Raw genomic sequence first — 20,294 nt, 5'->3', positions numbered from 1 at the left:
TCCCGCCCCGGTCCGGGGGCGTTGTCAGTGCCGGCGCGTAGTGTTCCGAGCGGTGGGGGACGGCCGCCGGGTCCGGACGGGCGTGGTCCGTCCCGCCCGGGACGTTCGCGGGCCCGGGACCGAGCACACGTATCGCGGGGGGATCATGAGCACGACCTGCACCGCCGCCACGGCGGCGATCACACTCACCGAGGCGGACCTCGGCCCGTACGTCACGCACGCGTCCACGTGCCGCCGGCCGACCGGCCCCGGACTGCCCGGCGACACCGTCCCGTTCGACTTCGCGGAGCTGTGCGGCGAGGGGGGTGCGCGCCCGGCGGCGTACTTCTTCCACGACCGCCCCGACCCGATGGACCGCCGGCCGCTCGCCCCGTCCCTGCCGACCCTGGTGCGGTTCGCCGCGGTGACGGACGAACTGGCGGGACTGCGCGGCCAGTTCGCCGCCCGCGCGGGCCGCTGCGGCACCGAGGCGGCCGCCCGGGCGACCCGGCTGCTGCTGGCGGTGTTCGAGGAGGGCGCGGACGGCGCGCCGGCGCCGTTCCGGCGGATGGCCGCGCTGATCCGCCCGCTGGCCCTGGCGGCGGGCCCCGGCACGGCCTCGGGCCTGGCCCTGGACCTCCCCGTCCGCCTCCTGGACCGGGAGTTCGGGCGGGGCGGGGTGGTCCGCTTCGAGGAGGTCGACCTCCCCGCCGCGCTCACGCACGAGCCGACCCGCCGCTTCCTGTGCGGGACGGGCCTGCCGGAGGACGGCTTCCTCTTCCGGCCGGACACCGAGCTGCCCCTGCGCACCCTCACGGAGTACTACGCCGACGAACGCCCCGGCGAGTTCCCGGCCGGCCGCCTCCCCGCCCGCGCCGACCACCTGATACGCCTCGGACACCTGGTCGAGGGCGGCAGCCCGGTCGTCGACGGGACCACGGGGACGGTCTGGAGCTGGAGCGAGCCGGAGGCCGTCCTGCACCCCCTGAACACGGACGTCTCCACCTTCGCCTCCACCCTCTGGCTGCTCCGCCGCGAGCGCGCCGCCGACGAGGAGCCGGGCCACGCGCTGACCGGCGAGGCCTGCGACCGGCTGGCGATGACGATGATCCAGGCCCTGTCCTCCCTCGACCCGGCGGGCACCGCGACCGACGCGGACTGGCACTACTGGACGGAACTCTTCCGGGACGAGGCGGGCGGGGTGCTGTGAACCGGCGGGAGCGGGTCAGCAGGACCCGGCGGCCGTGCGGCGGCGTACGGCCATGACCAGGAGGCCGCCGAGCGCCGCGGCGCCGGCCGCGGCGCCGGCGAGGAGCGGGGTGCCGTCGGAGCCCGTGTCCGCCAGGTTGCCGTGGACGGAGGCGCCGGCCGCGGTCGCGGTGCCGGCCGCGGTGCCCGCGGTGCCCGAGCCGCCGGCGGCCTGACCCTGCGGGTCGTTGCCGCCCCCGCCCGTACCGGAGCCGCCGTCGCCCCCCGCCCCGCCGCCGGTGCCGGAGCCCGCGGTGGTGTCCTCCGACGGGCTCGGACCGGGTTCGTTGTCGGTGGGCAGGTCGATGCGGATCTGGTCCGTGTTGTTGGCGTGGTTCTTGTCGTAGACCGGTTCGACGTCGTACACGGAGGTCGCCTTCACCTCGCCCCGGGGTTGCTGCGCGTCCTCGTCGATCTTCACCGAGAAGGTGTAGGACAGCGACCGGCCGACCTCGAGGACGCCGTCCTCGGGCCAGCAGACGTACCGGGGACGGCCCAGGACCGGCGGTCCGCCCGGGCCGTCGACCTCGAACGGGGCGCAGTCCTCCGGCACCAGGGTGGTGACCGTGCCGGACGGGATGGTGACCAGCAGCGCCGGGATGTCGTCGCCCGTCTGGTCCTGGACCCAGCCGGGGCCGTCGTTGCGGAGGCTCACCGTGAACGACTGCCCGTCGCCGGGGAGCGCCTCGGTCCACTCGCCGACCGCGACGAGGTCGGCCGAGCTGTCCGCGGTCAGCGTCAGCCGGCGGTGGCTCTCGTCGAACCCCTCGCCCGGTGCCTCGCCGGTGGGCGAGGTGCCGTACTCGACGGCCTCCATCAGCGCCTTGGGCAGCGCCTTGAACCGCACGGGCGTGGTGAGGGAGGCGCCGGGCTCGACGACCGCGTCGAGTTCGCACAGCGCCTGCCTGATCTGATCGCCGACGGTGGAGTAGGCGCAGCCCTCGACCGGCTCGGGGAAGTCCAGGCCGCGGGTCAGCCGTATCCGGAAGGTGACGCCGTCCGCGGCCGCCGTCCCCCTGTTGGTGAGGGTGACGGACTCCTCGTACGTCTCGCCGGGCGCGGGGGTGGCGTGCGGCAGGGCGGAGACCACCAGGTCGGGTCCGGCCTCCTCGGCGGCCGCCGCGGGCGTGGCGACCACGGGGACGGCAACGGCGATCCCGGCGGCCACCAGGGCCGCCGTGGGGCGAATGCGCTGACGCACGGTTGTCTCCTCGTCGGAACAGGAAGGCACGACGGCCGGGCGCCGATCACCCGGACATGTCCTGGACAACCGGAGGACGCCCAGGGTTGTGCTCCCGTTCGCGAGGACGGGGGAGGGGAATGGAGGCCGTGGCGGGATTCGAACCCGCGTACCTCGCTTTGCAGGCGAGTCCCTGGGCCACTCGGGCACACGGCCGTGCCGGGGCGAAGTGCCGTGCGGCGCCTCGCCGTTCCGAACCGGTGAGTCGACCGTAGGGCGGGGCGGGAGCGGTGCTCAAGGGAACACCGGGCGCCGCAACGGGACTGCCACGCCCCGTTCACAAAGGGGCGGACGGGTCGTACGACCAAGGTCCCGGTGCCGGCCCCGACCCCCGACAGGGGTCAAAGCGGCCCGTGGCCCTTACTCTGGCGGGCATGACCGCCCCGAACCCGCGCGACACCGGTGTCGCCGCACCCGCCGGGACCGCCGACGCCGCCGGTCCCGCCCCGGCCCCCGCACCCGACGCGACCGTACTGAGCCGTCCCTACCGGGCGCTGAGCATCGGGATCGTCTCCGTGGTGCTGCTGATCGCCTTCGAGGCGACCGCGGTCGGCACGGCGATGCCGGTCGCGGCGCGGGAGCTGGACGGGGTGTCCCTGTACGCGTTCGCGTTCTCGGGGTACTTCACCACGAGCCTGTTCGGCATGGTGCTCTCCGGCCAGTGGTCCGACCGGCGCGGCCCGCTCGGGCCGCTGACCTGGGGCATCGCCTCCTTCGCCGCCGGGCTGCTGCTCGCCGGGACGGCGGGCGCGATGTGGCCGTTCATCCTCGGGCGGGCCGTGCAGGGGTTCGGCGGCGGGCTGGTGATCGTCGCGCTCTACGTCATCGTCGGGCGGGCCTACCCGGAGCGGCTGCGGCCGGCGATCATGGCCGCGTTCGCGGCGGGCTGGATCGTGCCGTCGATCGTCGGCCCGCTGGCCTCCGGCGCGGTGACCGAGCACCTCGGCTGGCGGTGGGTGTTCCTCGGGATACCGGCGCTGGTGGTGTTCCCGATGGCGCTCGCGCTGCCGCGGATACGGCGGTCGGCGTCCGGCCCGGTGGGCGCCGGCGCGGACGCGCCGGCCTCCTTCGACCGCCGCCGCATCCGCCTCGCCCTGGCGATCTCCCTCGGCGCCGGCCTGCTCCAGTACGCCGCCCAGGACCTGCGCTGGATCTCCCTGCTGCCGGGCGCGCTGGGCGCGGCCCTGCTCGTCCCGGCCGTGCTGGGCCTGCTCCCGCGCGGCACCTGCCGGGCGGCCCGCGGACTGCCCTCGGTGGTGCTGCTGCGCGGCGTCGCCGCCGGGTCCTTCATCGCCGCGGAGTCCTTCGTGCCGCTGATGCTGGTCACCCAGCGGGGGCTCAGCCCGACGCTCGCCGGGTTCTCGCTCGCGGCGGGCGGCCTGACGTGGGCGCTGGGCTCCTGGATGCAGTCGCGGCCGCGGCTGGAGCCTTACCGGGAGCGGCTGATGACCCTCGGGATGGTGCTGGTGGCGGCGGCCATCGCCGCGGCGCCCAGCGTGCTGATCGACGCCGTGCCCGCCTGGACGGTGGCCGTCGCCTGGGCCTTCGGCTGCCTCGGGATGGGCCTGGTGATCTCCTCCACCAGCGTGCTGCTGCTCCAGCTCTCCGCCCCCGAGGAGGCGGGCGCCAACTCCGCCGCGCTCCAGATCTCCGACGGCCTGTCCAACGTGCTCCTGCTGGCCGCCGGGGGAGCGGCCTTCGCGGCCCTGGGCGGCGGCACGGTGAGCCACGCGGCCGCGGAGGCCACCGGCTCCCACCCGGCCGCCTTCGCCGCGGTGTTCCTGCCGATGGCGGCGGTGGCGCTGGCGGGGGCGTGGGTGACGACGCGGCTGCGGGCCGCCTCCTGAGTGGTACCGGTCCGGCCCCATCCGTGGGTGCCGTTCTGGTACGGCCATGAACCCGCGTCCCCGCGACGACCAGACGGAAGCCCTGAGGCTGCGCGCCGAGGAGGAGGGGGTCGGCATGCACGCGACACTGCTCGGGGCCGTGGACGACCACCTGGCCCGGACGGCTCACGAGGCACTCGCGCGCAAGGCGGCCAAGGAGCAGACCGCCCAGTGGGCCGAGCCGCCGGAGAGGCTCAAGTGACCCGTGTCCACCTGACGGCCGAGGACGTCCCGGCCGTCGCGGGTCTCGCGGTCGACGACCAGGACGTCGTCGTCCGTGACGCGGGCCCGCTGGGGTCGGCCGTCCACCGTCCGGCGGCCGCGGTGTTCGGGCAGGAGGCGTACCCGGACCTGTTCGACGAGGCCGCGGCGCTCCTGCAGTCACTCGCGGCCGACCGCCCCTTCATCGAGGGGAACAAACGGACGGCGTGGACCTCCTGCGTCGTCTTCCCGGCGATGAACGACGTGCAGCTGCGTCCGGACGTCGACGCCGCCGAACGCCCGGTGACCGCGGTGGCCACCGGCGCCGCGGACGAGGCCGAGGCGATCTCCGAGGCTCTGCGGGAGCTGTCCGAACCACCGGTGTGACGTCGGTCCCACCCCCGGGGGACCCGGCACGGTCCACGCGTCGGCGGTCCCGGCCCGCCGGTAGGGTGGCCCGGTTGTCATACGTAGCCGAGCCGCCCGACCCCCACAACGGAGACCGTGACTACCACCGCCAGCTCCAGCGCCGCCGCCCACTCGCACCACCTGTCGCCCGCCTTCCCGGGCCGCGCCCCCTGGGGCACCGCCAGCAAGCTGCGCGCCTGGCAGCAGGGGGCGATGGAGAAGTACATCCAGGAGCAGCCGCGCGACTTCCTGGCGGTCGCCACCCCCGGCGCCGGCAAGACCACCTTCGCCCTGACGCTGGCCTCCTGGCTGCTGCACCACCACGTCGTGCAGCAGGTGACCGTCGTCGCGCCCACCGAGCACCTGAAGAAGCAGTGGGCCGAGGCCGCCGCGCGGATAGGCATCAAGCTGGACCCCGAGTACAGCGCGGGCCCGCTCGGCAGGGAGTACGACGGCGTCGCCGTGACGTACGCCGGTGTGGGCGTGCGCCCCATGCTGCACCGCAACCGCGTCGAGCAGCGCAAGACCCTCGTCATCCTCGACGAGATCCACCACGCCGGTGACTCCAAGTCCTGGGGCGAGGCCTGCCTGGAGGCGTTCGAGCCGGCCACCCGGCGGCTCGCGCTGACCGGTACGCCGTTCCGGTCCGACACCAACCCCATCCCCTTCGTGACGTACGAGGAGGGCGACGACGGGATCCGGCGGTCGTCCGCCGACTACACCTACGGGTACGGCTCCGCGCTCGCCGACGGCGTCGTCCGGCCCGTCATCTTCCTGTCCTACAGCGGCAACATGCGCTGGCGCACCAAGGCCGGCGACGAGATCGAGGCCCGTCTCGGCGAGCCCATGACCAAGGACGCGATCAGCCAGGCCTGGCGCACCGCCCTCGATCCGCGCGGCGAGTGGATGCCGTCCGTGCTGCGCGCCGCCGACCAGCGCCTCACCGAGGTCCGCAAGGCCATCCCGGACGCCGGCGCCCTCGTCATCGCCTCCGACCAGGAGTCCGCGCGGGCCTACGCCAAGCTCATCCGGGACATCACCGGCCACAGGGCCACCCTGGTGCTGTCCGACGACACCGGCGCGTCGAAGCGGATCGACGACTTCAGCGCGAGCGACGACCGCTGGATGGTCGCCGTCCGCATGGTGTCCGAGGGCGTCGACGTGCCGCGCCTCGCGGTCGGCGTGTACGCCACCACGATCTCCACCCCGCTGTTCTTCGCCCAGGCCGTCGGCCGTTTCGTACGGTCCCGGCGGCGCGGCGAGACCGCGTCCGTGTTCCTGCCGACCGTCCCGGACCTGCTCGGCTTCGCCAACGAGATGGAACGCGAGCGCGACCACGTCCTCGACAAGCCGAAGAAGGACGGCGAGGAGGACCCGTACGCCGAGTCCGAGAAGGAGATGGAGGAGGCGAACCGGGAGCAGGACGAGGACACCGGCGAGCAGGACATGCTGCCCTTCGAGGCGCTGGAGTCCGACGCCGTCTTCGACCGGGTGATGTACAACGGCGCCGAGTTCGGCATGCAGGCGCACCCCGGCAGCGAGGAGGAGCAGGACTACCTCGGCATCCCCGGACTCCTCGAACCCGACCAGGTGCAGCTGCTGCTGCAGAAGCGGCAGGCCCGGCAGATCGCGCACAGCCGCAAGAAGCCGGACGCCGAGGCCGATCTGCTGGAGCTGCCCGCCGAGCGGCGCCCGGTGGTCTCCCACAAGGAGATGATGGAGCTGCGCCGGCAGCTCAACAACCTGGTCGGCGCGTACGTCCACCAGAGCGGCAAGCCGCACGGCGTCATCCACACGGAGCTGCGCCGGGTCTGCGGCGGCCCGCCCGCGGCGGAGGCCACCGCGGGGCAGCTGCGCCAGCGGATCGACAAGGTGCGGGAGTGGGCCACGCGCATGCGGTGACCCCGTGGGCCGCAGGCCGGCGCGGGGAGGCCGGGCGAGGCGCGGAGGCGGTGCGCACACCCGGACAAACGGAACCACTTCGGCGGCGGATGTGCCCGGATTCTGGACGGAGCCTTCCGCTGACCGAACCGGCTCGCTACTGTCCCGCTACGCACACGCCCCGTGGCAGCGCCGCCGCGGAGCGCAGCCGTGAAGCGACTGTGCCCGGGAGACAGCCGGGCCGCCGGCCGATCGGCGGCCTCTGAGGCGCGTGACCGACGGGACTCGGTGACGCGTCTTCCGTGAGAGGGCCGCCGACCTCACCACCAAAGGAGTGGGCGTCGTGACCGCGGAGACCTCTCAGACGCTCGACAGGGGACTGCGTGTCCTCAAGCTGCTCGCCGATACGGACCACGGGCTGACCGTCACCGAGCTTTCCCACAAACTGGGCGTGAACCGGACTGTCATATACCGGTTGCTCGCCACGCTGGAACAGCACGCCCTGGTCCGCCGCGACCTGGGCGGGCGGGCCCGGGTCGGGCTAGGTGTGCTGCGACTGGGCCGGCAGGTGCATCCGCTGGTGCGCGAGGCGGCCCTGCCGGCGCTGCGGTCGCTGGCGGAGGACATCGGCGCGACGGCGCACCTGACGCTGGTGGACGGGGCGGAGGCACTGGCGGTGGCCGTGGTGGAGCCGTCGTGGACGGACTACCACGTGGCGTACCGGGCGGGGTTCCGGCACCCGCTGGACCGGGGGGCCGCCGGCAAGGCGATCCTCTCGGCCCGGCAGCACCGGGCGGAGGACCCCGGCTACACCCTCACCCACGGCGAGCTGGAGGCCGGGGCCTGCGGCGCGGCGGCGCCGCTGCTGGGCGTCACGGGCGTCGAGGGGAGCGTCGGCGTCGTCATGCTGGCGGACGTCGTCCCGGAACGGGTCGGCCCCAGGGTCATGGACGCGGCCAGGGAGGTCGCGGAGGCGCTGCGGTGAGCGGGGCCGCACCGGCGCCGGAGCCGCCGGCGCGGCTGCGGACCGGGGCGGGTCCGGTCGGGGCGGGTCCGGGCGGATCGCACGGCCCGGCGCCGACGGGGCGCCCCGGGCTCCCGGGGCACCGGGGCGACGGGTGGGGCGCGACCGCCCGCGACCGGGGCGGAAGCCGGTCACGTTAGATTGATCCCGTGCTCTCTCGTCTCACGCGCCCCCAGGCCCTGGCCGTCTGCGCCGCCCCCGTCGCCGCCCTGCTGGCCACGGCGGTGTTCGCGCCGCTGCCGTTCTCGGTGGCACAGCCCGGGGCGACGGCGGACGTGCTCGGTGAGTACCGGGGCACGCAGGTCATCACGGTCTCGGGCGCACCGGTGCGCGAGACCAGCGGAGAGCTGCGGATGACGACCATCGAGGCGACCTCCCCGGACACCCGCGTGGGTCTCCCGGACGTGATCGACAGCTGGTTCGACACCGACCGGGCGGTCATGCCCCGCGACTCGGTCTACCCGAGCGGGGACGACCTGGAGGAGATCGAGCAGTACAACCGGAAGCAGATGGAGGAGTCCCAGGACGAGGCGACCGAGGCCGCCCTGGGCCACCTGGGCCTCGAGGACGAGGACATCGAGGTCGACCTGAAGCTCGCCGACGTCGGCGGCCCCAGCGCCGGCCTGCTGTTCTCCCTCGGCATCGTCGACAAGCTGGACGGCGACGGCAGCGGCGGCGACCTCACCGGCGGCCGGGTCGTCGCCGGCACGGGCACGATCGACGCGGACGGCACGGTCGGCGCGGTGGGCGGCGTACCGCTGAAGACCCAGGCGGCCCGGAGGGACGGCGCCACCGTCTTCCTGGTGCCCGAGGCCGAGTGCGCGGAGGCGCAGGCCGAACTTCCCGAAGGGCTGCGCCTGATCCCGGTCACCACCCTCGGGGGCGCGATCGACGCCCTGGTCGCGCTGGAGAAGGGCACCGGCAAGGTCCCGAGCTGCTAGGAACCGTCCGGCCGGGCGAGGTGAGGCGGCTCGAGCGGGAACCGGACCGGTCGCTCCCGCCCCGTGCGGGGGCGGTTGCGTGCGGAACGGACGACCCGTTCCCGTCGGGTACCGGGGCCGGCGCCCTTTCACTCGACCCGGGCAAGGGCACGCTCGCGCAGGACACGGTAGGTGCCGATGTCCTGACCGCGCTCCCGGGCCAGCTCGCCGCGGTGTTTCCGGTCCAGGAGACGGATGACGCGGGAACGGCCGACGCGCCGGTCGCACAGGGCGTCGGCCACCGCGACCCGGACTTCCCGGCGCCGCAGCCGCGCGGTGCCGTCCCGCCCGGCACCGCGTTCCGCGGACGCCCGGTACGCCTCGACGAACTCCGCCCTCGCCGCTTCCGGGTCGGAGTAGGCGTGGCCGGCCGCCTTCATGCACGCGCGCCACGGCCCGACGGTTCGTCCGACCCGTTTGTCGGCGAAGATCCTCCGGCTGACCTCCCCCTCCAGGTTCACGACGACCATCTGCGCCTTCAGCCATGTCGCCAGGTCCCCGTAGAGCCGTCGCTCGGCCCGGGCGATGCAGCCGTCGGCGTTGAGGAACGCGACACCGTCGGGGAGCTCCACGTCGATCCGGTGCGCGGCCGTGCCGAGCAGCGCCTGCCCGTAGCGGGCGCGCTGCTCGCGCGGCAGCGAGCGCATGTGGTCCCCGTTGGGATCAGCGGGCGGCGGGGGAGCGGCGGCTGCGGCAGCGCCGTACCCCGCACGCCGCCGCAGCGCCACGTCGTCCCCGTTCCGCGGGTCCTCCTCCGGGAGCGGGGAACGGCTGTGCCACGCAAGGGGCCGGTACGGCCGGCCACGTTCGCGCATACAGGTCGCGATCATCCTCTCCTCGGCGTCGAACAGCAGCTTCTGCTCGGCGGCGTCGCCCTGGACCTGCGCGAGCTGCGAGCCGGTGACCGCCCGCCGCGCGGCCGGCGGCGGGCCGCCCTCCGGTGCCGTGCACGAGGTCACGAGCGCGAGCGCGAGTGCGAGTGCGGTGGCGCGACCGGCGGACAGAGCCGGCCGCGGTGGGCTGCGGCGGGGCATACGGGGCCTCCACGGATCCGGGACGGGCGGTCCCGGACGGGGGGTGTACCCGTCCGGGACCGCGGGGACTGCTCAGCCGGACCGTGTCAGCAGTTCCACGTCCACTTGTTGCTCTCGCCGTCGTCGTTGGGCCGGTGCTGGGTCCAGCCCCTGCCCCGGGGCAGGCAGCCCAGCTGACGGCTGTACCCCTCGTCGCCGTAGAGGATCACGCCCATTCCGGAGGTGCCGCCGTTCCAGGACGACGAGTCGTCGTTGAAGATGGCCCACTGCGCCCAACTGGAGTTGTCGCCCCCGAACAGGTACTCCCTGCCGCCGTAGTCGGCGTCCCAGTAGACGCAGTAGTAGCCCGCGTTGCAGGTGTTCGCCACGGCGGTCGGCCCGGCCTCCTCGGACGCTCCCGCACTCGGGGCGAGGACGAGACCCCCGCCCAGAACCGCCGTGCCCGCCAGAAGCGCGATGCGTGTGCGAACGGACATGCCGTTTCCCCCTTCTGCCGTACCGCCCGGTGCGGATACGTGTCGGAACGCGTGGAACACTCCCACCGGGTGGTCTGTGGCGTCTTGGACGAAAGCGCACTCGGCCGACGGACGTGCGTGCGGCCGGGGAAGGCGCACTCAGCGGGGGACCAGGACACTGGTGATCCGTCCGTCCAGGCGGTCGCGCGCCCCGGGCCCGGGAGCAGCGCGACGACGGGCGGCCAGCAGCCGCGTCGGCGGGCGGCCGGTCATCGTGGTGACCTCGCGCGTGAGGTGCGCCTGGTCGAAGAAGCCGGACGCCGTCGCCGCCTCGACCGGTGCCCGCCCCTCGCTCAGCAGCCGCAGCGCCCGCTGGAGCCGCATGATGCGCGCCGCGGACTTGGCCGGCACGCCGATGTGCCGGCGGAACCGGTACTCGAACTGCCGCCGCCCCCAGCCGCTGCCCTCGGCCACGTCCTGGATGCGCGTCCTGCCGGACGTCCGGGCGAGCTGGTCCCACGCCCAGACGATCCGCGGCGGGCAGGCGGGGCCGCCGGCCGCCCACCGCGTCAGCGTGATGTCGAGCAGCTCGAAGCGCTCCTCCCAGCGGGAACGGGACGCCAGGGACTCGGCGAGCTCATCGACGCGGCGGCCGAGCAGCTCACTGGCGTCGACGACCGTCTCCGAGCACTCCTGCATGGCCACGCCGAGCAGGGTGAAGGCCGCCCACGGGGTGAGGACGACCTCCACGCCGTACAGGCTCCCGTCGTGCTCGCCCAGCGTGGCCGACGTCCGCAGCCCGCAGGTCAGGAAGCGGTGCGTGGTCGCGGTGCCGGGATCGCGCACGTCGGTCAGCCGCAGCTCCCCATCGAAGTTGATCACGAGCGTGACCGCATCCGCGGGCACCTCCAGGCGCTGGCGTGGCAGGCCCAGAGCCAGCCGGTATCCCCGGTACCGGATCACGCCCGGAGACAGCCGCGCATCGGGCAGGGCCGACGCCCATTCCCACGTCCCGCCGGGATCCTTGTGGATCTGCATGCCTCTTCCCCCTCGGTCGAGCCGCGGGACCCCCGCGGCGGCACGATCCTGCACCGGGAGCGCCGATATGTCCGGTGCGTTCTCGGCCTTCTCGGTATGCGGCGGAAATGGCCGAGAGGGTGTTCCGGACGGTGAGGACCCGGTCACGGCCGTGCTCGCGGACCGCGCCGGCCGGTGCCCCGTCCGGGCGGCGCGGTCCGCGTCCCGGAGCGGAGGCGGCCGCCTCGCCCTGATCGGCCGGACAGCTCCCGGCGGAGACCGGGTCCGCCCGGTCCGGACGAAGGAGACCTACCCCTCCTTCACGAACCCCTCCTCCACCATCCAGTCCAGCGCCACCTGGTGCGGGTCCTGCCCGTCCACGTCCACCTTCGCGTTCAGCCTCCGCGCCACGTCGTTGTCCAGCCGCGCGGTGACCGGCGCGAGCACCCCGGCGATGGCCGGCCACTCCTCCAGGGTGTCGCTGTTGACCGTCGGCGCCGCGTTGTAGTTGGGGAAGAACCTCTCGTCGTCCTCCATCACCACCAGGTCCATGGAGTCGATGCGGCCGTCGGTGGTGAAGACCTCGCCGTAGGTGCAGGCGCCCTTCGCCGTCTGGGTGTAGATGATCCCGGTGTCCATCTGCGTGACGTTGCGCGCCGGGACGTCCATGCCGTAGGCGTTCTCCATGCCCGGCAGCCCGTCCGCCCGGTTGGCGAACTCGCCCTCCACGCACAGCGTCACCGCGCCCGGGTCGGACTTCGCCAGCGCCGCCACCTCGGACAGGGTGTCCGTGCCGTACTTCTCGTGGTGGGACCGGTTCATGGCCAGGGCGTAGGTGTTGTTCAGCTCCGACGGCTCCAGCCAGGTCACGCCGTTCCCCCGGTCGGCCTCGCGCACCGCCAGCCACTGCTCGCGCGGGTCGGGGATGGGCGTGCTGTTGCCCTGGTAGGTGATCCAGGCGGTGCCCGTGTACTCGTACCCGGCGTCCGCCTCCCCCTTGACCACCGCCTCCCGGGAGCCGACCGAGCCCTGGATGCCGGTGCGGTCGACGACCTCCGCGCCGGCCGCCTGGAAGGCGATGCCCATGATCGCGCCGAGGACGAGCTGCTCGGTGAACTCCTTGGAGGTGACGGTGAGCTCCGCGCCCTCCAGGGGCCTGCCCCTCCCGATCGAGCCCGGCTCCACGTCGTCGACCATGGGGGAGCCGCTGGTCAGCCCGCAGGCGGAGGCGACCCCCGCCAGCAGCAGCCCGGCGAGCAGCGGACCCGTGCGCCGTCCCGTGCGCCGCCGCCTCACGCGTCCGCCTCCAGGCCCCTCGGCCGCAGCAGCAGTTCGGCCAGGGAGGCCAGCCAGTCCACCAGCAGGGCGAGCGCGACGGTGAGGACCGAGCCCAGCACCAGCACCGGCATCCGCTGGCCGGTGATCCCGGTGGTGATCAGTGTGCCCAGGCCGCCGCCCCCGCCGAAGGTCGCCAGCGTCGCCGTGCCGACGTTCAGGACGAGCGCCGTGCGCACCCCGGCGAGGATGAGCGGCACGGCCAGGGGCAGCTCCACCCGGGCCAGCACGTCCAGCGGGGACATGCCGATGCCGCGCGCCGCCTCCAGCAGCGCCGGGTCGTTGGCCTTCAGGCCGGCGACGGTGTTGGACAGGACCGGCAGCACGGCGTAGGCGACGATGCCGATCAGGGCGGCCCGGCGGCCGATGCCCAGCCAGATCACCAGCAGCGCGAGCAGGCCGATCGCCGGGGTGGCCTGGCCGGTGTTGGCGAGCGCCAGCGCGACCGGAGTGGCCCTGCGCAGCGCCCGGCGGGTCAGCAGGACGCCCAGCGGGATCGCGATGACCAGCACGAGGAACGTCGAGATCACGGTGAGCCCGATGTGCTGCCACAGCGCCTCGGACACCCGGCCGTCCGACAGCGCGTTCCGCGACAGCGGGTCGAGGTCGGCCTGCACGAACCACAGCCAGGTCGCCAGCAGCACGGCGATCAGCGCCGCCGGCATGAACGTCAGCTTCCGCCAGGTCACCCGGGGCGGTCGCACGGCCGGCCCGGCGGGGGGCGCCGCCTCCTCCGGCGGCCCGCCGCCCTCGTCCCGGAGGGCGGTACCCCCGCCGCGCCCGCCCTCGGGCCGCCGCCCGGAAGAGGCCCTCACGGCTTCGCCTCCCCTCCGGAGCCCTCCTGCCCGGCGTGCGTCCGGTCGGCCCGCAGCCCCTCCAGCCCGGACCGCGCCTCCATCGCCTCCAGCCGGTCGGCCTCCAGCAGCTCGTGCACGGAGTTCATCAGCGTCTCCACGTCGACGACGCCCTCGTACGCGCCGCGCCGCCCGGTGACCGCCACCCGCCCCGCGCTGTCGGTGAGCACCGCCTCCAGCGCGTCCCGCAGGGTCGCGTCCCGGGTCACCGTGACGTGCACCGGCGTGCCCGCGCGGGCCGGCGAGCCCCCGCACCGCATCAGGTCGCCGCGCCTGAGCCACTTGCAGGGGCGGCCCTGCCGGTCGAGCAGCAGGACCTCGTCGGTGTCGCCGGCCCGCAGCAGGCCGAGGAGGTGCTGGACCGGGTCGTCCACGGACGCCGTCGGGCAGCCGGTGATCCCCACGTCCCGCACCCGGGTGAGGTTGAGCCGCTTCAGCGCCGCGCCCGCGCCGACGAAACCCGAGACGAAGTCGTCCGCCGGGTTGGTGAGGATCGCCTCCGGGGTGTCGAACTGGGCGATGTGCGAGCGCTCGCGCAGCACCGCGATCCGGTCGCCCAGCTTGATCGCCTCGTCGAAGTCGTGGGTGACGAAGACGATCGTCTTGTGCAGCTCGCGCTGCAGCCGGATCAGCTCGTCCTGGAGGTGGTCGCGGGTGATCGGGTCCACCGCCCCGAACGGCTCGTCCATCAGCAGCACCGGCGGATCCGCCGCCAGCGCCCGCGCCACGCCCACCCGCTGCTGCTGGCCGCCGGAGAGCCGGCGCGGATAGCGGTCGTGGAACTCGCCGGGGTCCAGACCGACCAGGTCCAGCATCTCCTCCACCCGCGCCCGCACCCGGCCCGCCGGCCAGCGCAGCATCCTCGGCACCAGCGCGATGTTCTGCGCCACGGTCATGTGCGGGAACAGCCCGCTCGCCTGGATCGCGTAGCCGATCTCGCGGCGCAGCCGCACCGGGTCCATGTGGGTGACGTCCCGGCCGTCGATGAGGATCCGGCCGGAGGTCGGCTCGATCAGCCGGTTGATCATCTTCAGCGTGGTGGACTTCCCGCAGCCGGACGGGCCGACGAAGATCACCGTCTCGCCCGCGCCGATCTCCATGCTGACGTCCTCGACGGCCGGCTGCGCGCTGCCCGGGTACCGCTTGGTCAGGCCCTCCAGCTCGATGGTCGCCCCGGCGGCGGAGGGGCGGGACGGCCGGGACGCCGTCCCGGGTGGCTCAGGCACGGATCCCCCGGGGATGGTCAGCCGCCCGACCAGGACGTACGCGGCGTCGAAGAGGAGCGCGAGGACGATGATCCCGAGCGTGCCGGCCAGCACCTGGTTGAGCGCGTTGCTGCTGCCCAGCGAGGCGATCCCGCGGAAGATCAGGTTGCCGAGGCCGGGGCCGGAGGCGTAGGCGGCGATGGCCGCGATGCCCATCAGCATCTGTGTGGAGACCCGGATCCCGGTCAGGATCGGCGGCCAGGCCAGCGGCAGCTCCACCCGCGCCAGCCGGGCCGGGCGGGACATGCCGATCCCCCTGGCCGCGTCCACCAGCGCCGGGTCGACCCCGCGCAGTCCGACGATCGCGTTCCGCACGATCGGCAGCAGCCCGTACAGCGTCAGCGCGATCACCGTCGGCGGCACGCCGAGTCCCACGACCGGGATCAGCAGACCGATCATGGCCAGCGCCGGAACGGTCAGGAGGGTCGCGGTGGCGGTCGTGGCGAGGTTGCCCGCCCACTCGCTGCGGTAGGCGGCCACCCCGATCAGCACCCCGAGCACGGTCGCCGCCACCATGCACTGGAAGACGACGCTGGCGTGCTGGTACGCGTCGGTGAGCAGCTGCTGATGGCGGCTCTCCAGGTACTCCCAGAAGTTCACGTCCGCTCACCCCCGGCTCGGATCGGGTCACTCGCCGAGCGCCGCCTGCTCCACCAGCGGGATGATCCGCAGCGGGACGGGGTTCTCCATGACGATCGCCGTGGAGGCCCGGACGATGCCATCAAAACCGACGACGCGGTCGATCACCCGCTGGAGATCGGCGTTGGAGCGGGCCACCAGCCGGCACAGCATGTCCCCGGTGCCGGTGGTGGTGTGCAGCTCCAGCACCTCCGGCACGGTCGCCAAGTGGGCCCGCACGTCGGCTCCTTGGCCCTGCCGGATCTGCAGCGTGGCGAACGCCGTGACCGGGTAGCCGAGCGCCGCCGGCTCCACCTGGGGACCGAATCCGCGGATGACTCCGTTCGACTGAAGGCGGTCCAGCCGGGCCTGCACGGTCCCGCGCGCCACCCCCAGCCGGCGGGACATCTCCAGCACGCCGATCCGCGGTTCGCGCGCCAGCAGCACGATGATCCGGCCGTCCAGGTGATCGATCGCCATCCCGCCCCTCCCGGTGGTCATCCTGTACAGAAAGCCCGTCGATGCGGGCGAACGGCTGAGCAGATTGTCCAGTGAACAGGCAAACTATTGCGCACCTTGCAGGGCTGCACCACCCTGCCCCTATGACGCAGACCACACACCACACTCCCGAGACCACCGCCCGGCAGGCCGACCCCTTCCCGGTCAAGGGAATGGACGCGGTCGTCTTCGCCGTGGGCAACGCCAAGCAGGCGGCGCACTACTACTCCACCGCCTTCGGCATGAGGCTGGTCGCCTACTCCGGACCGGAGAACGGCAGCCGTGAGACCGCGAGCTACGTCCTCGAGAGCGGCTCGGCCCGCTTCGTCCTCACCTCGGTGGTCAAGCCGTCCACCGAGTGGGGCACCTTCCTCGCCGACCACGTGGCCGCGCACGGCGACGGCGTGATCGACCTGGCCATCGAGGTGCCGGACGCGCGCGCCGCGTACGCCTACGCCGTCGAGCACGGCGCCCGTTCGGTCGCCGAGCCGTACGAGCTCAAGGACGAGCACGGCACCGTCGTGCTGGCCGCGATCGCCACCTACGGCAAGACCCGCCACACCCTGGTCGAGCGCACCGGCTACGACGGCCCCTACCTGCCCGGGTACGTCGCCGCCGACCCGATCGTCGAGCCGCCGGCCCAGCGCTCCTTCCAGGCCGTCGACCACTGCGTCGGCAACGTCGAGCTCGGCCGGATGAACGAGTGGGTCGAGTTCTACAACAAGGTCATGGGCTTCACGAACATGAAGGAGTTCGTGGGCGACGACATCGCCACCGAGTACAGCGCGCTGATGTCGAAGGTCGTGGCCGACGGCACGCTCAAGGTCAAGTTCCCGATCAACGAGCCCGCCATCGCCAAGAAGAAGTCCCAGATCGACGAGTACCTGGAGTTCTACGGCGGCGCCGGCGTCCAGCACATCGCGCTCAACACCAACGACATCGTCCAGACGGTCCGCCAGATGCGCGCGGCCGGCGTGCAGTTCCTGGACACCCCGGACTCGTACTACGACACCCTCGGCGAGTGGGTCGGCGACACCCGGGTGCCGGTCGAGACCCTGCGCGAGCTGAAGATCCTCGCCGACCGCGACGAGGACGGGTACCTGCTGCAGATCTTCACCAAGCCGGTCCAGGACCGCCCGACCGTGTTCTTCGAACTCATCGAGCGGCACGGCTCGATGGGCTTCGGCAAGGGCAACTTCAAGGCCCTGTTCGAGGCGATCGAGCGCGAGCAGGCCAAGCGCGGCAACCTGTGACCCGGTAGGCGGACACGCGCGGGGCGGGTGCCGGCGGCCGGCACCCGCCCCGCGGCCCGTCCTGCCCCGCGCCCGCCCCGCGCCCCGTCAGGACGCCTCCGGCCCCGCCAGGACGGACGGCTCGCCCAGCCGCTCCAGCGCCGCCTTCGCCCGCGGCACCCGCAGCGGCGAGAAGTACGGGTTGATCCACAGCGCCTCCCGCAGGTGCCGCCGGGCCGCCCCGTACCGCTCCACCTCCCGCTCGATCATGCCCCGGTGGTACGCGTACAGCGCGCTGCGCACCCCGCCGCCCTCGGTCCCCTCCGTCGCCCGCACCGCGAAGGGCAGCGCCTCCTCGGACCGGCCCGCCCGGTGCAGCGCCCAGCCCAGCGCGTCCGCCACCGCCGTCGACGGCTGCCGTTCCCACTGGGCCCGCAGCCGCCGCACCGCGGCCCGCGCGTCCCCGTGGTCCGCCTCGAACCGGCCCAGGACCAGGTCCTCGTCGGCTCCGTGCGCCGTGGCCAGCCGGACCCGCTCGCGCAGCAGGGCGTACTGCGCCTCGGCCGCCTGCCGCAGCCCCAGCGACTCGTACAGCTCGCCCAGCTCCAGCGCGTACTCGGGCCGGGGCTGCCGGGCCAGCGCCGCCCGGTACGCGCCGAGCGCCTCCGTCGTCCGGCCCAGCGCCGCCAGCGCCCTGCCCTGCCCGGCCTGCGCCGCCCGCTGGTCGGGGTCGGTCCGCACCGCCTCCCGGAAGTGCCGCAGCGCGTCCTCGCGGTCGCCGCGCTCCCAGGCCAGCTGCCCGGCCTGCTCCAGGTACGCCGCCCGCTCGGCCGGCTCCCCGGCGGCCGCCGCCGCGTCGGACAGCTGCGCCGCCGCGTCCTCCCGCCAGCCCAGGTCCCGGTACACGGCCGCCGCCCGCGCCATCACCGCGGGCCCGGAGCGCAGCTCGGTCAGCCGGTCCAGCAGCTTGCCCGTCTCCTCGTCGTCACCGAGCCCGGCGGACGCCTCGATCAGCAGCGGATACGTCGTCCACTGCTTCGGCTCCAGCTTCCGCGCCGCCTCGCCCCACCGGCGCGCCCCGGCGTAGTCCCGGCGCACGTTCGCCAGCGCCGCGAGGCCCCGCAGCGCCGGCGCGTTCCCCTCCGGCCGCACCTTCAGCGAGGTGCGCAGCGCCTTCTCGGCCCGCGACCAGTACGCCGGGTCCGCCAGCCGCCGCCCCTGCTCCAGCCGGGCCGCCCCGAGCACCGCCCAGGACTCCGCGTCCTTCGGGTGCCTCCGCAGGCGCCGCCCGCGTTCCTCGACCAGCACCTCCAGATCGGGCAGCGCGGCCGGCACCCCGCTGGTGACCGCCGCGAGCGCCCGCGCACCCGCGTCCGGATCCGGCGCCTCGGCCGCGCGCTCCGACGGCAGCAGCACCAGCACCCCGCCGAGCACCGCGCACCCGGCGACCGAGGAGAGCAGCACGCGACGGCGGATCCGCCCGCCGGGCCCTCGTGGCTTGTCGTCCATGGCGCCCACTGTGTGCCACACCCCGCGTTCGTACGATGAACACACTCCGGCGTGACGCGGCTGCCGTACGCGGGGTTCACACCGATGGCCCCCGGTGTCACGCTGTGATCATGAGCCGTATCGAAGCGCGACGCGATGAAGACACGGTGGCGGCCGGCCCCCTCGTCGACCGGCTGCTCGACGGCCTGCCCCCCGCGGCCGTCCTCACCGACCCCGACGTCACGGCCTCCTACGCCCACGACATGGCGAGCTTCTGCCCGGCCGGCAGCCCCGCCGTGGTCGTCCTGCCCCGCACGGTCGAACAGGTGCAGCACGTCATGCGCACCGCCACCGCGCTGCGCGTCCCGGTCGTCCCCCAGGGCGCCCGCACCGGCCTGTCCGGCGCCGCCAACGCCACCGACGGCTGCATCGTGCTCTCCCTGACCAGGATGGACCGCATCCTGGAGGTCAGCCCGGTCGACCGGATCGCCGTCGTCGAACCCGGCGTCGTCAACGCCGCCCTCTCCCGCGCCGTCGGCGAGCACGGCCTCTTCTACCCGCCCGACCCCTCCAGCTGGGAGACGTGCACCATCGGCGGCAACATCGGCACCGCCTCGGGCGGGCTGTGCTGCGTGAAGTACGGGGTGACGGCCGAGTACGTCCTCGGACTGGACGTGGTGCTGGCCGACGGCCGCCTGATGTCCACCGGCCGCCGCACCGCCAAGGGCGTCGCCGGATACGACCTGACCCGCCTGTTCGTCGGTTCCGAGGGATCCCTCGGCATCGTCGTCCGCGCGGTCCTCGCCCTCCGGCCCAAGCCCCCCGGGCAGCTGGTGCTGGCCGCCGAGTTCGCCTCCGGCGCCGCCGCCGGCGACGCCGTGTGCCGCGTCATGGCCGGCGGACACGTCCCCTCCCTCCTCGAACTGATGGACCGCACGACGGTCAGGGCCGTCAACGACATGACCCGCATGGGCCTCCCGGAGTCCACCGAGGCCCTGCTGCTCGCCGCCTTCGACACCGCCGACCCGGCCGCCGACCTCGCCGCCGTCGGCGCGCTGTGCGAGGCCGCCGGCGCCACCCGGGTCGTCCCGGCCGAGGACGCCGCCGAGTCCGAACTGCTGCTCCAGGCGCGGCGGACGTCCCTGGTCGCCCTCGAAGCGGTCAAGGGCACGACGATGATCGACGACGTGTGCGTGCCCCGCTCCCGGCTCGGCGAGCTCATCGACGGCGTCGAACGCATCTCCGAGAAGCACCGGCTCACCATCGGCGTCGTCGCCCACGCGGGCGACGGCAACACCCACCCGACGGTCTGCTTCGACGCGGCGGACCCCGAGGAGTCCCGGCGGGCCCGCGAGTCCTTCGACGAGATCATGGCGCTCGGCCTGGAACTCGGCGGCACCATCACCGGCGAACACGGCGTGGGCGTCCTGAAGAAGGAGTGGCTGGCGCGCGAACTCGGCCCGGTGGGGGTGGAGATGCAGCGGGCCGTCAAGCGGGCCTTCGACCCGCTCGGCATCCTGAACCCGGGCAAGCTCTTCTGACCTCCCCGCACCCCGCGCGGCCTCCCGGAAAACCTTTCGCCGGTTACCACATCGGTGCCCGAAAGGGGTGGGTCCGGCGGGACGGGCGGTCAGGCGGGCGCCCGTCTGAT

Annotated in this window: 18 protein-coding genes, 1 tRNA gene and 1 pseudogene; 9 read left to right on the top strand and 11 right to left on the bottom strand. The window is 74.1% G+C overall.

The window, feature by feature from the left end; translation table 11 throughout:
• Positions 1–145: 145 nt before the first annotated feature.
• On the top strand, positions 146–1,189 hold the full coding sequence (locus GL259_RS15920) for an SUKH-4 family immunity protein (protein ID WP_159533319.1): 1,044 nt from the start codon (positions 146–148) through the stop codon (positions 1,187–1,189).
• A gap of 15 nt (positions 1,190–1,204) precedes the next feature.
• Here the strand turns inward: GL259_RS15920 and GL259_RS15915 are convergent, their stop codons facing one another.
• Both GL259_RS15915 and GL259_RS15910 read right to left on the bottom strand, forming a co-directional pair.
• On the bottom strand, positions 1,205–2,428 hold the full coding sequence (locus tag GL259_RS15915) for a hypothetical protein (RefSeq protein ID WP_159533317.1): 1,224 nt from the start codon (positions 2,426–2,428) through the stop codon (positions 1,205–1,207).
• Positions 2,429–2,548: 120 nt separating this feature from the next.
• Positions 2,549–2,623 (bottom strand) — tRNA-Cys (locus GL259_RS15910).
• Positions 2,624–2,841: 218 nt separating this feature from the next.
• Between GL259_RS15910 and GL259_RS15905 the strand changes: the two genes are divergently transcribed.
• From GL259_RS15905 to GL259_RS15880, 6 genes are all read left to right on the top strand, one after another.
• Positions 2,842–4,314: an MFS transporter gene (locus GL259_RS15905; RefSeq protein ID WP_159533315.1), complete on the top strand. Its 1,473-nt coding sequence runs from the start codon at positions 2,842–2,844 to the stop codon at positions 4,312–4,314.
• Positions 4,315–4,360: 46 nt separating this feature from the next.
• The gene (locus GL259_RS15900) at positions 4,361–4,555 is read left to right on the top strand and encodes a CopG family transcriptional regulator (RefSeq protein ID WP_159533313.1); all 195 of its coding nucleotides are present in this window, start codon (positions 4,361–4,363) and stop codon (positions 4,553–4,555) included.
• The gene (locus GL259_RS15895; RefSeq protein WP_159533311.1) at positions 4,552–4,941 is read left to right on the top strand and encodes a type II toxin-antitoxin system death-on-curing family toxin; all 390 of its coding nucleotides are present in this window, start codon (positions 4,552–4,554) and stop codon (positions 4,939–4,941) included. Before GL259_RS15900 ends, GL259_RS15895 begins: the two co-directional genes overlap by 4 nt.
• Before the next feature lie 117 nt (positions 4,942–5,058).
• On the top strand, positions 5,059–6,864 hold the full coding sequence (locus GL259_RS15890; RefSeq protein ID WP_159533309.1) for a DEAD/DEAH box helicase: 1,806 nt from the start codon (positions 5,059–5,061) through the stop codon (positions 6,862–6,864).
• 322 nt (positions 6,865–7,186) lie between these two features.
• On the top strand, positions 7,187–7,828 hold the full coding sequence (locus GL259_RS15885) for a helix-turn-helix domain-containing protein (protein WP_159533307.1): 642 nt from the start codon (positions 7,187–7,189) through the stop codon (positions 7,826–7,828).
• A gap of 188 nt (positions 7,829–8,016) precedes the next feature.
• On the top strand, positions 8,017–8,808 hold the full coding sequence (locus tag GL259_RS15880; RefSeq protein ID WP_159533305.1) for a S16 family serine protease: 792 nt from the start codon (positions 8,017–8,019) through the stop codon (positions 8,806–8,808).
• Positions 8,809–8,936: 128 nt separating this feature from the next.
• Here GL259_RS15880 and GL259_RS15875 read toward each other — a convergent pair whose 3' ends face one another.
• The 8 genes and pseudogenes from GL259_RS15875 to GL259_RS15845 form a co-directional block, all read right to left on the bottom strand.
• Positions 8,937–9,881: a hypothetical protein gene (locus GL259_RS15875; RefSeq protein WP_159533303.1), complete on the bottom strand. Its 945-nt coding sequence runs from the start codon at positions 9,879–9,881 to the stop codon at positions 8,937–8,939.
• 86 nt (positions 9,882–9,967) lie between these two features.
• Positions 9,968–10,357, bottom strand: a complete 390-nt coding sequence (locus tag GL259_RS15870; protein ID WP_159533301.1) for a peptidase inhibitor family I36 protein — start codon at positions 10,355–10,357, stop codon at positions 9,968–9,970.
• A 138-nt stretch (positions 10,358–10,495) separates the two neighbouring features.
• A complete protein-coding gene (locus GL259_RS15865) occupies positions 10,496–11,374 on the bottom strand; it encodes a helix-turn-helix domain-containing protein (protein ID WP_159533299.1) in 879 nt (292 codons plus the stop codon).
• A 288-nt stretch (positions 11,375–11,662) separates the two neighbouring features.
• Positions 11,663–12,613, bottom strand: a complete 951-nt coding sequence (locus tag GL259_RS15860; protein WP_243762573.1) for a glycine betaine ABC transporter substrate-binding protein — start codon at positions 12,611–12,613, stop codon at positions 11,663–11,665.
• A gap of 32 nt (positions 12,614–12,645) precedes the next feature.
• A complete protein-coding gene (locus GL259_RS15855) occupies positions 12,646–13,503 on the bottom strand; it encodes an ABC transporter permease (RefSeq protein WP_159533297.1) in 858 nt (285 codons plus the stop codon).
• Positions 13,500–14,768, bottom strand: coding sequence for a betaine/proline/choline family ABC transporter ATP-binding protein (locus tag GL259_RS15850; RefSeq protein ID WP_208026613.1), 1,269 nt, complete (start codon positions 14,766–14,768; stop codon positions 13,500–13,502). Before GL259_RS15850 ends, GL259_RS15855 begins: the two co-directional genes overlap by 4 nt.
• Before the next feature lie 9 nt (positions 14,769–14,777).
• A pseudogene (locus tag GL259_RS37990) lies at positions 14,778–15,407 on the bottom strand (ABC transporter permease); the annotation flags it as partial.
• Positions 15,408–15,434: 27 nt separating this feature from the next.
• Complete coding sequence (locus GL259_RS15845) at positions 15,435–15,905, bottom strand: Lrp/AsnC family transcriptional regulator (protein ID WP_159533293.1); 471 nt, start codon at positions 15,903–15,905, stop codon at positions 15,435–15,437.
• 122 nt (positions 15,906–16,027) lie between these two features.
• Here GL259_RS15845 and hppD point away from each other — a divergent pair, with 122 nt between their 5' ends.
• Positions 16,028–17,176: a 4-hydroxyphenylpyruvate dioxygenase gene (gene hppD / locus GL259_RS15840; protein ID WP_159533291.1), complete on the top strand. Its 1,149-nt coding sequence runs from the start codon at positions 16,028–16,030 to the stop codon at positions 17,174–17,176.
• 87 nt (positions 17,177–17,263) lie between these two features.
• Here hppD and GL259_RS15835 read toward each other — a convergent pair whose 3' ends face one another.
• Positions 17,264–18,664 (bottom strand): tetratricopeptide repeat protein, encoded by a 1,401-nt coding sequence (locus tag GL259_RS15835; protein ID WP_159533289.1) that lies wholly within the window; start codon positions 18,662–18,664, stop codon positions 17,264–17,266.
• A 104-nt stretch (positions 18,665–18,768) separates the two neighbouring features.
• On the opposite strand from GL259_RS15835, the gene GL259_RS15830 reads away from it, so the two are divergent.
• Positions 18,769–20,184 (top strand): FAD-linked oxidase C-terminal domain-containing protein, encoded by a 1,416-nt coding sequence (locus GL259_RS15830; RefSeq protein WP_159533287.1) that lies wholly within the window; start codon positions 18,769–18,771, stop codon positions 20,182–20,184.
• The last annotated feature ends 110 nt before the right edge of the window (positions 20,185–20,294 follow it).

It is taken from the genome of Streptomyces sp. Tu 3180, from assembly GCF_009852415.1.
Taxonomy (GTDB): Bacteria; Actinomycetota; Actinomycetes; order Streptomycetales; family Streptomycetaceae; genus Streptomyces.
This window is presented reverse-complemented; position numbering and strand designations above follow the sequence as displayed.